Annotated in this window: 16 protein-coding genes; 5 read left to right on the forward strand and 11 right to left on the reverse strand. The window is 43.1% G+C overall.

Translation table 11 applies throughout. From position 1 onward, the window contains the following. Position 1: 1 nt before the first annotated feature. The 11 genes from HMPREF9009_RS07805 to HMPREF9009_RS07855 form a co-directional block, all read right to left on the reverse strand. Positions 2 to 283 carry a phosphopantetheine-binding protein gene (locus tag HMPREF9009_RS07805; RefSeq protein ID WP_008020527.1) on the reverse strand — a complete coding sequence of 94 codons (282 nt, stop codon included), beginning with the start codon at positions 281 to 283 and terminating at the stop codon, positions 2 to 4. Beyond that, a complete protein-coding gene (locus HMPREF9009_RS07810; RefSeq protein WP_049701834.1) occupies positions 276 to 2,102 on the reverse strand; it encodes a beta-ketoacyl-[acyl-carrier-protein] synthase family protein in 1,827 nt (608 codons plus the stop codon). Before HMPREF9009_RS07810 ends, HMPREF9009_RS07805 begins: the two co-directional genes overlap by 8 nt. Continuing rightward, positions 2,087 to 2,530 carry an acyl-CoA thioesterase gene (locus HMPREF9009_RS07815; RefSeq protein WP_008020530.1) on the reverse strand — a complete coding sequence of 148 codons (444 nt, stop codon included), beginning with the start codon at positions 2,528 to 2,530 and terminating at the stop codon, positions 2,087 to 2,089. Before HMPREF9009_RS07815 ends, HMPREF9009_RS07810 begins: the two co-directional genes overlap by 16 nt. Beyond that, positions 2,527 to 2,961, reverse strand: a complete 435-nt coding sequence (locus HMPREF9009_RS07820) for a hotdog family protein (protein WP_008641965.1) — start codon at positions 2,959 to 2,961, stop codon at positions 2,527 to 2,529. The genes HMPREF9009_RS07815 and HMPREF9009_RS07820 overlap by 4 nt, the downstream gene beginning before the upstream one ends. Further along, positions 2,958 to 4,028 (reverse strand): FlxJ family methyltransferase, encoded by a 1,071-nt coding sequence (locus HMPREF9009_RS07825; protein ID WP_049701835.1) that lies wholly within the window; start codon positions 4,026 to 4,028, stop codon positions 2,958 to 2,960. Before HMPREF9009_RS07825 ends, HMPREF9009_RS07820 begins: the two co-directional genes overlap by 4 nt. Then, positions 4,015 to 4,950 (reverse strand): LpxL/LpxP family acyltransferase, encoded by a 936-nt coding sequence (locus HMPREF9009_RS07830; RefSeq protein WP_049701836.1) that lies wholly within the window; start codon positions 4,948 to 4,950, stop codon positions 4,015 to 4,017. Before HMPREF9009_RS07830 ends, HMPREF9009_RS07825 begins: the two co-directional genes overlap by 14 nt. 2 nt (positions 4,951 to 4,952) lie before the next feature. After that, positions 4,953 to 5,204, reverse strand: a complete 252-nt coding sequence (locus HMPREF9009_RS07835; protein WP_004305450.1) for an acyl carrier protein — start codon at positions 5,202 to 5,204, stop codon at positions 4,953 to 4,955. A 21-nt stretch (positions 5,205 to 5,225) separates the two neighbouring features. Further along, positions 5,226 to 6,449: a beta-ketoacyl-[acyl-carrier-protein] synthase family protein gene (locus HMPREF9009_RS07840; protein WP_008020539.1), complete on the reverse strand. Its 1,224-nt coding sequence runs from the start codon at positions 6,447 to 6,449 to the stop codon at positions 5,226 to 5,228. Between the two features lie 26 nt (positions 6,450 to 6,475). Continuing rightward, positions 6,476 to 7,204 carry a flexirubin biosynthesis SDR family reductase FlxB gene (gene fabG / locus HMPREF9009_RS07845; RefSeq protein WP_008020540.1) on the reverse strand — a complete coding sequence of 243 codons (729 nt, stop codon included), beginning with the start codon at positions 7,202 to 7,204 and terminating at the stop codon, positions 6,476 to 6,478. 1 nt (position 7,205) lies between these two features. Further along, positions 7,206 to 8,729, reverse strand: a complete 1,524-nt coding sequence (hutH, locus tag HMPREF9009_RS07850) for a flexirubin biosynthesis tyrosine ammonia-lyase FlxA (RefSeq protein ID WP_008641972.1) — start codon at positions 8,727 to 8,729, stop codon at positions 7,206 to 7,208. A gap of 158 nt (positions 8,730 to 8,887) precedes the next feature. Beyond that, on the reverse strand, positions 8,888 to 9,319 hold the full coding sequence (locus HMPREF9009_RS07855) for an acyl-CoA thioesterase (RefSeq protein ID WP_004313074.1): 432 nt from the start codon (positions 9,317 to 9,319) through the stop codon (positions 8,888 to 8,890). Between the two features lie 314 nt (positions 9,320 to 9,633). Between HMPREF9009_RS07855 and HMPREF9009_RS07860 the strand changes: the two genes are divergently transcribed. The 5 genes from HMPREF9009_RS07860 to HMPREF9009_RS07880 all read left to right on the forward strand — a co-directional run bounded on the left by HMPREF9009_RS07860 (position 9,634) and on the right by HMPREF9009_RS07880 (position 14,066). Beyond that, positions 9,634 to 10,197: an L-threonylcarbamoyladenylate synthase gene (locus HMPREF9009_RS07860; protein WP_004313073.1), complete on the forward strand. Its 564-nt coding sequence runs from the start codon at positions 9,634 to 9,636 to the stop codon at positions 10,195 to 10,197. After that, positions 10,198 to 11,991 (forward strand): chloride channel protein, encoded by a 1,794-nt coding sequence (locus tag HMPREF9009_RS07865; RefSeq protein ID WP_004313072.1) that lies wholly within the window; start codon positions 10,198 to 10,200, stop codon positions 11,989 to 11,991. Positions 11,992 to 12,057: 66 nt separating this feature from the next. Further along, on the forward strand, positions 12,058 to 13,029 hold the full coding sequence (gene fmt / locus HMPREF9009_RS07870) for a methionyl-tRNA formyltransferase (protein ID WP_049702297.1): 972 nt from the start codon (positions 12,058 to 12,060) through the stop codon (positions 13,027 to 13,029). A gap of 67 nt (positions 13,030 to 13,096) precedes the next feature. Next, a complete protein-coding gene (gene rpe, locus HMPREF9009_RS07875; RefSeq protein ID WP_049701837.1) occupies positions 13,097 to 13,747 on the forward strand; it encodes a ribulose-phosphate 3-epimerase in 651 nt (216 codons plus the stop codon). A gap of 76 nt (positions 13,748 to 13,823) precedes the next feature. Then, on the forward strand, positions 13,824 to 14,066 hold the full coding sequence (locus HMPREF9009_RS07880; protein WP_008020549.1) for a hypothetical protein: 243 nt from the start codon (positions 13,824 to 13,826) through the stop codon (positions 14,064 to 14,066). The last annotated feature ends 76 nt before the right edge of the window (positions 14,067 to 14,142 follow it).

The raw sequence follows: 14,142 nt of genomic DNA on the forward strand, positions 1-14,142 counted from the left end.
GTTAAGCTTTCCGATTAGCAATGATGTAGTCAGTCAGTGTACATACCGAGTAGAAGATTTGTTTGCCTTCACTGGGATTCTCTATTTTAATGCCATATTCACGTTCCAAAATCAGGATGATTTCGAGTGCGTCAATGGAGTCAAGGCCAAGACCTTCGTCGCCAAACAGAGGGGCTTCATCGTCAATATCTTCCGGAGTGATTTCTTCAAGGTTCAACTCTTCGATTAGTTTACCTTTCACTTCGTCCATCAGTTCTCTTTTGGTTTGATCTAAATTATTCATAAATCGTTGATATATTATTAAGTTGTTTAAATTCTGCTTGATAATGTCCGTACAGTAGTTCGCACCAGCCTATGATGCATGTGCGTAACTTACCTTTCGCCATCACAATTCTTGCGTAATCCTCTAAGGAAGCAGTGTCGGATTGCTGACAGACAAAGAATGTATTTTCTCCCTGAATTTTGTGTCGTATACAGATTTCTCCCAATACTACATTGGGGAGAGTGTAGACAAACACGGCAGGACTGGCGGCTTTATCTCCTTCTTTATTGATGATAGCTTGATGTTTGCAGTCCGTATCTAAAGAGGAAGATGCATTGGCTAGAATGATTCCAATCTCTTTCGGCTGGTAGTTGGTATCTTTCAATAAATATCCGGCAGCTACATATCCCAGCTTACAAAGATTATCCATCTTGTAGAACTTCATATTGTTTTCTCCCAGATGCTTGTATGCTTCCCGGATAAACGGCGCAAAGTCAGTCTCCGAAGAATTGAATATAGCTGTTCCTTGGTTTTCTACCACTCCCGGTTTGATCGTGACTATATTGGCTGATTCCACGACAGCTTTGCAAAATGCCGGAGAATCGGTTTTCTGTTTCAAATGAGCATCTGGGAGAGATAATACCAGTGCGGCATTACAGCCTCCGAAACCGGAAGCGGTTTTGATACAACATTTCATCGGCATCGGCTGATGGGTACCATAAACGGTGATGGGCATGGGAACGCCCAGTGTCTCATATCCTAAAGTTCCGTAGTATATTCCTTCTTTCAGTTGCTCTATGCAGAGTATGGTTTCAATAATGCCTGAAGCTCCTAATGTATGCCCGAAATAAGGCTTAAGACTATTTACCGGAACTGCTGACAATCCTGCCAAATGTATGGCTTTGGATTCCATTTCGTCATTATAAACCGTAGCTGTTCCGTGTGCATTGATAAAGCTGATATCTTCGGGAAGTGCTCCGGCTTCTTCCATTGCCTGATTGATAGCCAGCGCCAGTCCGTCTCCTGTCCGGGAAGGACCGGATATATGGTTGGCATCATTGCTGATCGCTCCTCCGGATAGAATAATATGATTTGCGTTTCCTTGAGTTTCTAAAAGCACAGCTCCACAGGCTTCGCCTAGACTTAATCCGTCCCGTTGTATATCGTATGGCCGGCATCGGTGTGCGCTGACTGACCGGAAAGACAAGAAACCGCTGGTAATAAAATGAGAAAGAATATCCCCGCCGGCGACAATCACCCGTTTGTAACGCCCTGATTCTATCCATCTCTTGGCAACAACCAGTGCCGAGACTCCAGATATACAGGCGTTGGAGATAACTTCTACCTGATTGGCTGCCTCAAAAAAATGCCCGATTCGTTCTGCCATTTTCCAAAGAAAAGCCGGGCTGTCAACAGATAATTCCTGTAAAAAGGAAGGATTGTCAATTGTTGATTGTACAGAATCGCCTGGCTTGTCCGAATTAGTTCTTTTTTCTTGATTGCTCAATAAATCAATATTTCCCTTCGTGGTGGAGAGTAATAAAGCACAGTCCGACTCTTGCAGATTCACTCCCGATTGGGAAATCACTTCCTGAATAGTCAATATAAACAGTTGCTCTAGCCGGGTATAAGAGGAAATATCCAGCTCCTTTGCCCGCTTTTCCAACTCGACAGAATCAATCATCCCTGCCAGAATCTGACTGTCAGAAATCCGTCCGGCTTCTTGCATACGAATCCCGCTTCGGTAGTCATGGATTGCTTTCCTATTCTCCGAAATGCCGAAACCTAACGAACTAATCAGCGTATGGGCTGTGATGTATATATTTAAAGGATGTTCCATTTCTTTTTCCATTCCAGATAAAACGGAGGGTTGATAAGCTCCAGCTCTTTATTCAGGTTCAGGAACACTTGTATGGTGCTTCCGGTGGCCACTACACTCTGGTCGGTAGCCCGATAGATAACGTATTCGAATTTTATCTTGGCTGCCTCACAGGCAATATAGCGTGTTTCGATAATCGCTTCTTCACCAAAGGACAATGATTGCTTGAACTGACAGGTTAAATCTACGATGGGAACCATGTAGCCTTCCCGGTAAATGCTCATATAATCCAAACCATACTGTTTGCCGAAAGCTTCCCGTCCATCTTCAAAGTAGCGCACGTACTCGCCATGCCATACAATTTGCATGGAGTCAATTTCGCTGAACCGTACTCTGAAAGTAGTCCGGTTAGTCAAAGCTGCAATCTGTTGATTTGTTTTCCGTTTCATTCTTTTTTGATAAATATTTTCATCTTACATTCAGCAATCAGCTCTTCTTCCGTTTTCACTTGTGCCGAAATAAGCGTAATATCGAATACCTCTTGTACGACGGTAATCTCTGTAAATAATTTCATTCCGGCTTCCGGCAAATTGTAGATTTTAAGTTTGTCTACCGAACCGATAAAACCTAACGGAACTTTTTCACCCTGCCGGGTATAAATAAACCCGATACGTGCAGCCGCTGATTGTGCGATATGCTCAATAATTCCCGGCTCTTGCAGTCTGCCTGCCTCACAAAATAAATTGTCGGTAGTGACAGTCAGTCCGGAATATGAACGGTTTTCTTCAAATCCGAAGAAACTGTCCACCATAACGATTGGCGGACGCTGTGGAATCAGGTTGAGTATTCCTTCTCCTTGTATGACGGCTTCTCTGTTCATTTCAATCTGCATTGTACGATGCTGTGTCCCATTCCTAAATGGTCATGTATCTCTTCGATTTCCAATCCTGCTGCTTCGATGCATCGTTGCATATCGTCCGAATGATACATCTTGCTGTTTCCGTTTGCCATCGCTGTAAAATAGAGACTGATTTGTGTCAGGCAATAAGCGGCTGTGTCAAATTTCTGTCGGTTCCAGAAAGTCTCCATAATATACAGGCGGCTCTCTCGGTTCATAGAACGGGCTGCACGGGTCAATATGCTGGTAACTTCTTCTTCCGAGAAACAATCGAGGAACTGGCTCATCCAAATAGCATCGAACCCTGTCGGGAAAGGAACTTCCGGGTCGAGCAGATTGGCACCATGACCGTGGATACGTGTAGCTCCGGGCAGTTCTTTGGTTTGTTGACGCATCATCTCCAATTGTTGCGGAAGGTCCATGATGGTTACTTCCACTGTGTCGTCATAGCTTACGCATTTGGTCGCCCAACGGCCGGTATTGCCTCCCACATCCAATAAAGTCTTGGGATGACGGGCGAAGACAATTGCCAGTGCTTCATCGAACGAACAATCCGAGTAATAATGATCGAAACCGAACCAGCTCTTTTGTACCTGTGAAGGCAGACTTGACAACCCTTCATAGATAGTACTCCATTCACCGAATACTTTCAGTCCTTCAGGACGTCCGGTGGTAATGGCTTCTTCCAGATGAAACATTCCCTGATAGTTAACATCATGGTTGAAGTCCATATTAACACGTACCATTTTGTCATTGAGCAGAAACCAGCCGGCTTTCGCAAGGCAGTATCGCCCTTCACGCAACAATACGGTGCCGATAGTCAATGATGCCTCCAACAATACTTGTGCGCCATAAGAGGACAGCCCACAAGCTTTGCTGATTTCTTCTTGCGTCATACCTTTGCGCTCGTCGGCCAATAACTGGAAAATGCCGAATTTAAGCATAAGGCGTGATACCTGAAAAACAATAGGCCCAAATGCTATTTCTTGTGCCAAGCGTTGTGCCTCTACCGCTGTCAACGGTTCTTTGTCATATTTATTCTGTTGCATCTTTTTGTTTCTCTTTTAAATCCGGTGACTGCTTTCCGGCAGGTTCCCAGAATGGATAATAATTGAACCATTGTTCCGGATAGCGTTTTAGTATCTGTTCCAAAGCAACAGTATATTGTTCGAGCAGAGCCATCTCCGCTTTCTTTTCTTTTGTTTGTACTACCGGTTCCGCTATTATAAAATGAAAACGGTAAGTTCTTCCCGGTTCCCTCATTGCAAAGTAGAATACCACCGGAACTTTCATTCGCGAAGCCAGCAGGAAAGGACCGGCAGGGAAAGGAGCTTTCTGTCCCAGTAAAATTCCTGTCAGAAGTTTCTCTTTGTTCAGATAACGGTCACCCTGGAAACATACATATTCTTTTTGGTTGATCGCCTCGGTTATGCGGAAAACGTGTGTCAGGTTGTCTTCATTGACAGGGATAATCTTAAACTCCTTGTCCTGACCGTTTTTCTCCAGGATCTCTTTGATTCTACGATGTTCGGCATCGTACATCACGATATTGATTTTCTTTCCGTAATCATCAAAGAAAGGAACGCCTATTTCCCAGTTTCCCACATGGGCGCCAATCATAATCACTCCCTGTTCACTGTTCAGCAGTTGCAGAAACTCCGGATACCGCTCGAATTTGAACTGATATTGATTTACTTTTCCATTACCGATGGCTACCTTGTCAATCAGGATTTGTCCTAATCGGTAATAGTTGAGTAGTAACATCTTCAAAGAACGTATCCTATTGTATTTCAGAATGTGACGGGCATAAAACCAGGTGCTTTTGGTTGCTTTCGGAGCAAACGGTATGAAGTAGAGCACTACCAGGCTTAGAAAAAGATAAGCGGCAGTGATGCCCAGATACTTAATCAGGTAAATAAAGAATAAGTATCCGAACGTTCCTCCCCGGGTTTTGCCTTTCCACGTCGACATATTTACTTGGCTTCCTGCATACGGGTGATAACGAGATCGTAGAAGTCCTGGAAGGTTTTGATACCTGCAAAGTCTTGTCCGGTTACGTTGAAACCGAAATTCTTTTCTACCAGTACCACCATGTCGACCAAGTCCAGACTGTCCAGTTCAAGAGTTTCCATTAACGGCGCATCCGGCTGGATGACGTCGATGTCTACTTCAAACTCTTCTGCCAGAGTTGTTCTTATTTTCTCGATGATTTCTTCGTTTGTCATATATCTGTTTTCTTTAGTAATTTATTCTTTGATTTGGCGTATAATCAGGGTGGAATTGGTTCCTCCGAATCCAAACGAGTTGGAAAGGAACGTGTCAAATTCCAGATTTACCCGTTGGGTAGGTATATTCAACTGTGCGGAGGCCTCGTCCGGTTCCTCGAAATTGAGGTTGGGAGCGATGAAACCGTTGTTCATCATGAGGGTGGAGTAAATCACTTCACTGGCACCTGCCATCCACATTTCATGTCCGGTCATGGACTTCGTGGAAGTGACATACGGGTGATGTCCTTCAAATACTTCCGCAATGGCTTTCGCTTCGTTCAGGTCGCCTACCGGAGTGGAAGTGGCGTGTGCGTTGATATAACTGATTTGTTCGAGTGCAATACCCGCATCTTTGATGGCCATCTGAAGAGAACGTTTCGGACCGTCCACATTCGGTACGGAGATATGATCTCCATTGGAAGAGAAACCGTAACCGATAACTTCGGCCAAAATGGGAGCTCCCCTTTTTACTGCCGATTCATAGCTCTCTAATACCAGACTGGCGGCTCCTCCACTCGGAATCAGTCCGTCACGTCGTTTATCAAAAGGTTTGGAGGCTTTCTCGGGCTCTGCTTCCTGGGTGGAAAATGCGCTTAGCCCGTCGAAACTGCCGACCGCATAAGGATTTACTTCTTGTGCGCCACCGCAAAGAATACAATCCTGCAATCCTGATTTAATGAGCAGATACCCCATGCCAATAGCATGAGAACCACTTGCACAAGCTCCGGCAATGGTGAAGTTAACTCCTCTAAGCTTGAAGATAACCGACAGGTTCATTGTCACGGTAGAATTCATCGACTGGAAAATAGAACCGGAACCTACCAACGCTGTGTTTTTCTTTTCACGAATGATGTCCACTGCGTTGATAACAGGGGCGGCACTACTATCATTGCCATACAAGATACCCACTTCATTAGCTTCGAGAAAAGCCTCGTCAATACCGGCGTTACGGAAAGCCTCCAAAGTAGCGAGATAAGCATATTCTCCCTGTTCCGGCAGGCAGAGACGTTTACGACGATCTAATAGTTTCTTCAAGTCGGGACGTTCCAATATGCCTGTTAATGCAGAAAAATAGCCCAGCTCTTTCCGTACCGGATCTATGCCAATCCCCGATTTCCCATTGTATAGTGAGTCTTTTACTTCATCCAGGTTCTTGCCGATGCAAGAGTAAATCCCCATTCCCGTGATAACAACTCTTTTCATTATTTTGTCTATTCTATGCTTTTGTTTTAAGTATATAGTCCTCCGTTGATGGAAATCACCTCTCCTGTGATATAGGATGAGGCCGGAGATGCCAGAAAACCGACGAGATCGGCAACCTCTTCCGCAGTACCGAAACGTCCTGCAGGAATGTGTTTTTTCCATTCGTTCTCATCAATCCCTTCCGTCATATCCGTGCGGATAAATCCCGGAGCTACTGCGTTGACTGTTACCTTTTTCTTGGCGACTTCTTGTGCCAGTGCTTTGGTAGCGGCTATTACGCCACCTTTGGCTGCGGAATAGTTAGCTTGTCCGGGCATTCCCTGAATACCTGACAAGGATACGATATTGACAATACGTCCATAACGCTTGACCAGCATATTCTTCAATAAAGGCTGTGTCACATAAAAGAATCCGTTCAGACTGATATCGAGCACTTTGTTCCATTCTTCTCCTGTCATCCAGAGCATCAGGTTGTCTTTACGGATGCCCGCATTGTTGATCAGTACTTCGATGTATTCGTCAGGATGTTGTGACGCCCAGTTGTTCAAGGCAAGGGCAATAGCGGCAGGGTCTGTCACATCGAACTTCATGATTTCTCCGTTACTTCCTTTTTCCTGCACTAACTGCAACGTTTTTTCTGCTTCTGCGTCGTTACTCTGATAATTAATCAGTATAAAGTAGCCCATTTCCGCCAGTTTGCAACTGACAGCACGGCCGATACCTCGACTTCCTCCGGTTACTAATGCGTATTTCATTTTATTTATTTTCTTTTTTGAGATAGTCCATCATTCTTTCTATCTCTTTATATTTAGGTGTGTCATTGGTAAATACAGGGAAGAAGCTACGTATCTCTTCATACACCTGCCGGCTTTTGGGACTTAGACGATCCTGTATTTTCAGGTAGTCGATGGCTTGTGCCATTCCCATAAATTGAATAGCCATCACCTGATAAGAATTCTCTATGACTGTTTTTGCTAATAGAGCCGAGTTGGTTCCCATGCTGACAATATCCTGATTATCGTTGTTGTTAGGAATACTGTGCACATACATCGGATTCGACAATGTCTGACATTCGGCGGTAGTGGACGTTGCTGTGAATTGCGAAGCCTGCAAACCGTAGTTCAATCCAAGCACTCCCAAGTTTACAAAAGGAGGCAGGATGCCATTGATACGGTCGTGGAACAGATAATTGATCTGTCTTTCGCAAAGCATGGTCAGTTTGGTCACGGCGATTTTCAGTTTATCCATTTCGAAAGAGATGTAATCTCCGTGGAAGTTACCGCCATGATAAATATTTTGTGTGTCCGGATCGACAATAGGATTGTCGCAGGCGGAATTTATTTCGTTAATCAATACTTCTTCCGCATTCTTCAGCTCATCATAGATGGGACCGAGGATTTGCGGAACACATCGCAAAGAATAATAGGGCTGTACTTTGTGCTCGAAGATTTTTTCTTTGTGCACTTGGTTGTATAGTTCATTCTCTCTTTGAAGTACACATTTGCTGCCCGCTACCCATTCTCTCATCATAGCGGCTATCTCTTGTTGCCCTTTGTGATGCTTGGCCTCGTTTAATGCCTGTGCCATGAAATCATCATAAGAGGCGGCAATCTCATTCATCATGACAGAAGCGGCTACCGACCAACGGAGCAGCTTTTTGGCATAAATCAGATTGACGATACCGATTCCTGTCATCACAGAAGTACCGTTTGTGACGGATAATCCTTCGCGGATGCGCATTGAAAAAGGTTGCAGACCGTTTTCCTCAAGCACAGTAGCGGCATCACGCAATTTCCCCTGATAAAAAACTTCCCCTTCTCCTATTAATGTCAGGGCAATATGGGCCAGTTGCACGAGATCGCCGCTGGCACCTACACTTCCATGTTCGGGTATGAACGGATAAATTCCACGGTTGATAAATTCACAGAGAAGAGATACCAGCTCCATGTGTACTCCTGATTTCCCCTGTAGAAAAGTGTACAGGCGGGCAATCATAGCTGCTTTTACATAAAGTTCGGGAAGTGGTTTGCCGGCACCGGTGGAATGGCTTCGAATGATATTGTACTGAAGCTCGATCAGTGACTGATCTTCTATCCGGTATTGTGCCATTGGGCCGAACCCCGTATTGATACCATAAATAATCTTATCGCTGGAAAAAGATTGTAGGAAATCGAAGCTTTCCTCTACTTTTCGGATGCATTCTTTAGAGAGTTCCAGCTTCTCATTATCAAACAATACTTTATAAAGGGTATCTAAATTTATACTTTTGTCAGCTATCATTTTCTGTACTAGATATTTTATGCCTTATTAATTAAGGTACAAAAATAGGCAATTTCTGTTATATAGCGGACATGAATCAGAATAAAACTTTTTCCGGAGAATTGGTTTTGCTTGTTTTGTTTCTCATTCGTGAGGGGGCTTTTTCAAAAAAAAACTATCTATGCTTTTTGCAAGTCCCGTTCTTCATATTTGCAGATCGCCTCTATCCATTCTTCTGTCAGTGGCATGGATTCATGTCTTTCAAGATCGAAAGTAACCATAACAGACTTGCAGATACATTTTACTTCATTCGTTTCTGTGTCGATAACCCGCTGGATCAGGTGAAAGCTTTTGGTGCCTATCTTAGAAACAGCAGTCTGTACGGCGATATGATCGGATGCGAATATCTGTTTGACGAAATCCGCTTCGATGTGGACAACGACAATCCCGATCTTTTCCCAATCTACTCCGGGGCATACTGAAGCGAAGTATTCAGTCTTTCCTAAGTCGTAAAAGGAGAAGTAAACTGTGTTGTTGACGTGACCAAATTTGTCTACATCATTGAATCGCAATTGGATAGGTAATGTGTGATGAAATACGATTTCTTCCATTGTTTTCTCTTAAACGTTTTAAATTCGACACAAAAATAGCACTTTTGCTTTCTTGCTTGAAATTGAGGCAAAGATAGAGATTTCTAATGATTCTGCTTTCGGAGATAAGGAAGATTTTCGTTAATAATCGTTTAAAACGAAGTTTTGGGATGTTTGTCCTGTTAGGGAAACACGCTTGTAATAATGTAATAGTTAAATTATTGTCTGCTAATAGTTGATTTTAAAGGGTGATTTAAAAACGTCAGGATAGATTTCACTAAATGGAATAAATGTGTTATTTTTGCGTCTTGTTCTTAACGGAAATTAATCAAGAAATGATAGAAGATATTAAAAAAGCCTGTCAGGTGATGAATGAAGGAGGAGTGATCCTTTATCCCACTGATACCGTATGGGGTATAGGCTGTGACGCGACTAATGAGGAGGCTGTACGCCGGGTGTATGAGATTAAGAAACGTGCTGATAGCAAAGCTATGTTGGTGTTGGTGGACTCTCCGGTTAAAGTGGATTTTTATGTACAGGATGTACCTGATGTAGCATGGGATTTGATTGAAGTTGCCGACAAGCCGTTGACGATTATTTATTCCGGAGCACGAAATTTAGCACCTAATCTGCTGGCCGAAGATGGCAGTGTAGGGATTCGTGTGACGAATGAAGATTTTTCCAGAAGACTCTGTCAGCAGTTCCGTAAAGCAATTGTTTCTACTTCGGCTAATGTCAGCGGGCAGCCGGGTGCTGCTAATTTTAGTGAAATTAGTGATGAGATCAAATCGGCGGTAGATTATATAGTTGGCTTTCGCCAGGATGATATGAATAAGCCGAAACCCTCAAGTATTATTAAGTTGGAAAAAGGTGGAGTGATAAAGATAATTCGCGAATAAATGAAAGGAGAAAAACTTAGTTTATTGCAGCGTTGTATCAAATGGCGGGAAGCGAACATAAAGGAGAAGCAATTTATCCTGATATTAAGTTTCCTGGTCGGAATCTTCACTGCGTTTGCTGCGTTAATATTGAAATTCTTTATCCATCAGATACAGAATTTCCTGACTAATAATTTCAATGCAACAGAAGCTAACTACCTGTATTTGGTATATCCGGTAGTCGGTATTTTCCTTGCAGGTTGGTTTGTGCGTAATATTGTAAAGGATGACATCAGTCATGGGGTCACCAAGATTTTATATGCCATCTCCCGTAGGCAGGGACGTATCAAGCGACACAATATCTGGTCGTCTACTATCGCCAGTGCCATAACCATCGGATTTGGTGGATCGGTCGGAGCAGAGGCACCAATTGTACTGACAGGTTCGGCAATCGGTTCCAATCTCGGGAGCGTGTTTAAGATGGAGCATCGCACGTTGATGCTGCTCGTAGGTTGTGGTGCGGCAGGTGCCATTGCCGGTATTTTTAAAGCTCCGATTGCGGGACTGGTATTTACCTTGGAAGTGCTGATGATTGACTTAACCATGTCTTCTTTGCTTCCCCTGCTGATTTCTGCCGTGACAGCTGCAACTGTTTCGTACATAGTCACTGGTACGGAGGCTATGTTTAAGTTCCACCTCGATCAGGCATTCGAACTGGAGCGTATTCCTTTCGTTATCTTGCTGGGAATTTTTTGCGGACTGATTTCGTTGTACTTCACACGTGCCATGAATTCGGTAGAAGGTGTATTTGGCAAACTCAATAACCCTTACAAGAAACTGGCTTTTGGTGGTGTGATGTTGAGTGTATTGATTTTCCTTTTCCCGCCTCTTTATGGTGAAGGATATGATACGATTAATCTTTTATTGAATGGAACGTCTGCCGAAGAGTGGGATACGGTCATGAACAACTCTATGTTTTATGGCTATGGCAATTTGTTGCTGGTTTATCTGATGCTGATTATCTTATTGAAAGTATTTGCTTCCAGTGCAACAAACGGTGGCGGTGGTTGTGGTGGTATCTTTGCTCCTTCGCTTTATTTGGGATGTATTGCCGGTTTTGTTTTCTCTCATTTTAGCAATGACTTTGCTTTCTCCGCTTATTTGCCGGAGAAGAATTTCGCATTGATGGGAATGGCGGGAGTAATGAGTGGTGTCATGCATGCTCCATTGACAGGGGTGTTCCTGATAGCTGAACTGACAGGTGGATATGATTTATTTCTTCCGTTGATGATCGTATCTGTAAGTTCATATCTGACAATTATTGCTTTTGAACCTCATAGTATCTATTCGATGCGTTTGGCTAAGAAGGGACAATTGCTGACACATCACAAGGATAAAGCTGTGTTGACGCTGATGAAAATGGAAAACGTGGTGGAGAAAGATTTCGTTGTCGTACACCCGGAAATGGACTTGGGCGAACTGGTGAAAGCAATTGCAGCTTCTCATCGAAATGTCTTTCCGGTGACAGATAAGAAAACGGGTGAATTGTTGGGAATTGTATTGCTCGACGATATTCGCAACATCATGTTCCGGCAAGAACTTTATCATCGTTTCACTGTTAATAAATTGATGATATCTGCTCCTGCCAAAATCTTCGATACGGATGGAATGGAGCAGGTTATGCAAACATTTGACGATACGAAAGCCTGGAATCTTCCGGTTGTAGATGAGGAAGGTCGCTATCAGGGATTTGTCTCTAAATCAAAGATATTTAATTCGTATCGGCAAGTGCTGGTACATTTTTCTGAAGACTAACCGGCAAGGTGCCGGACCCAGGTTTCTATGCAGATAACAGGTTTCTATGTAGATTATAAGACAATTATGAAGAAAGAGGACTTAAGAATAGTATATATGGGGACTCCCGATTTTGCGGTAGAGGCCCTGCGTCAATTGGTAGAAGGCGGTTATAATGTAGTGGGTGTGATTACGATGCCCGATAAACCTGCCGGACGCGGACATAAGATTCAATATTCTCCTGTCAAACAATATGCGCTCGAACAGAATTTACCGTTGCTTCAACCGGAAAAGTTGAAAGATGAAGCTTTTGTGGAAGCGTTGCGTGAATGGAAAGCCGATTTGCAGATTGTAGTTGCTTTTCGTATGTTGCCGGAAGTGGTATGGAATATGCCGCGACTGGGTACATTTAATCTTCATGCTTCTTTACTTCCTCAATACCGTGGAGCTGCTCCTATCAACTGGGCGGTTATCAACGGTGATACGGAAACCGGGATTACGACTTTCTTTTTGAAGCATGAGATAGATACCGGAGAGGTCATTCAACAGGTACGTGTGCCTATTGCAGATACGGATAATGTAGAAGTGGTACATGATAAATTGATGATGTTGGGAGGAAAACTGGTTCTTGAAACAGTAGATGCTATACTGAATGGAACGGTCAAACCAATTCCTCAAGAAGAAATGGCAGTTGTCGGTGAACTCCGTCCTGCTCCGAAGATATTTAAAGAAACTTGCCGGATTGACTGGAACCAGCCGGTGAAGAAGATCTACGATTTTATCCGTGGACTATCACCTTACCCCGCTGCCTGGAGTGAACTGATTGCTTCCGAAAAAGCAGAAAGTGTGGTCGTGAAAATATTTGAAAGTGAGAAAGTTTATGAATCACATCAATTGGCTGCCGGAACAATCGTGACTGATGGCAAGAAATTTATGAAAGTAGCTGTACCGGATGGATTTGTATCTATTCTTTCTTTACAACTACCCGGTAAGAAACGACTGAAAACAGATGAGTTGCTTCGTGGTTATCACCTGGAAGATGGGTGTAAGATGAAGTGATCTGACAATAAGATAGAATAAAAACCGTCCCGAACACGAGACAATTAGAACCTAAAATAAAAGAATTATGAAACCGATTATCGCTCCTTCTATTCTTTCTGCCGATTTTGGATATTTGGCAAAGGATATTGAAATGGTAAACCGCAGTGAAGCGGAGTGGGTACATATTGATATTATGGACGGAGTATTTGTTCCGAATATTTCATTTGGCTTTCCGGTACTGAAATATGTAGCGAAGTTAAGTAAGAAGCCGTTGGATGTGCATTTGATGATTGTGAATCCGGAGAAATTCATTCCGGAAGTAAAAGCATTGGGTGCTCATACGATGAATGTGCATTATGAAGCTTGTCCACATCTGCATCGGGTGATTCAACAAATCAGAGAAGCCGGGATGCAGCCTGCTGTAACGATCAATCCTGCTACTCCTGTAGCTCTTCTGCAAGATATTATTCAGGACGTGTATATGGTGCTTATTATGAGCGTGAATCCAGGATTTGGTGGGCAGAAGTTTATCGAACATTCGGTAGAAAAAGTTCGTGAACTGCATGCCTTGATTGAACGGACAGGTTCGAAAGCCCTGATTGAAGTAGACGGTGGCGTGAACCTGGAAACAGGGGCCCGTTTGGTTGAGGCGGGAGCCGATGCGCTGGTGGCTGGAAATGCTGTCTTTGGTGCACAGGATCCGGAAGGAATGATTCGTCAGTTGCACGAATTGTAGTGGATGAATTATAAATATTGGTAAATTAGCTTAGATATAAAATATAAAAGTTACCTTTGTTGGAAAATAAACAAAAATGGGAACTTGGAGTCAACAGCAGGAGGTTAGAAAAGAAACCAAAGAAAGAGATAAGACTAGAAAAGAAAAATTGGCTGGTTATTTTTTTGATCTTTCGAAGCTTTCATTTGCTGGACTTGTGATTGGTATAATTATACCTCTATACGCCAACTTTTTGGATGAAAATAATTGGTATATAGCTGTAACGGGTATTGTTTTGACAACTTTGTCTGCATTATTAGCTAATAAAATATTAAAATGATATGGAAATGTTAGGTTTTGTTTTTACAGTAGGATGTGTGATTGTTGGAGGTATTTATCTGTGGACATTCACTAAG

This window comes from Bacteroides sp. 3_1_13, assembly GCF_001185845.1.
In the GTDB taxonomy this organism is placed as follows: domain Bacteria; phylum Bacteroidota; class Bacteroidia; order Bacteroidales; family Bacteroidaceae; genus Bacteroides; species Bacteroides xylanisolvens.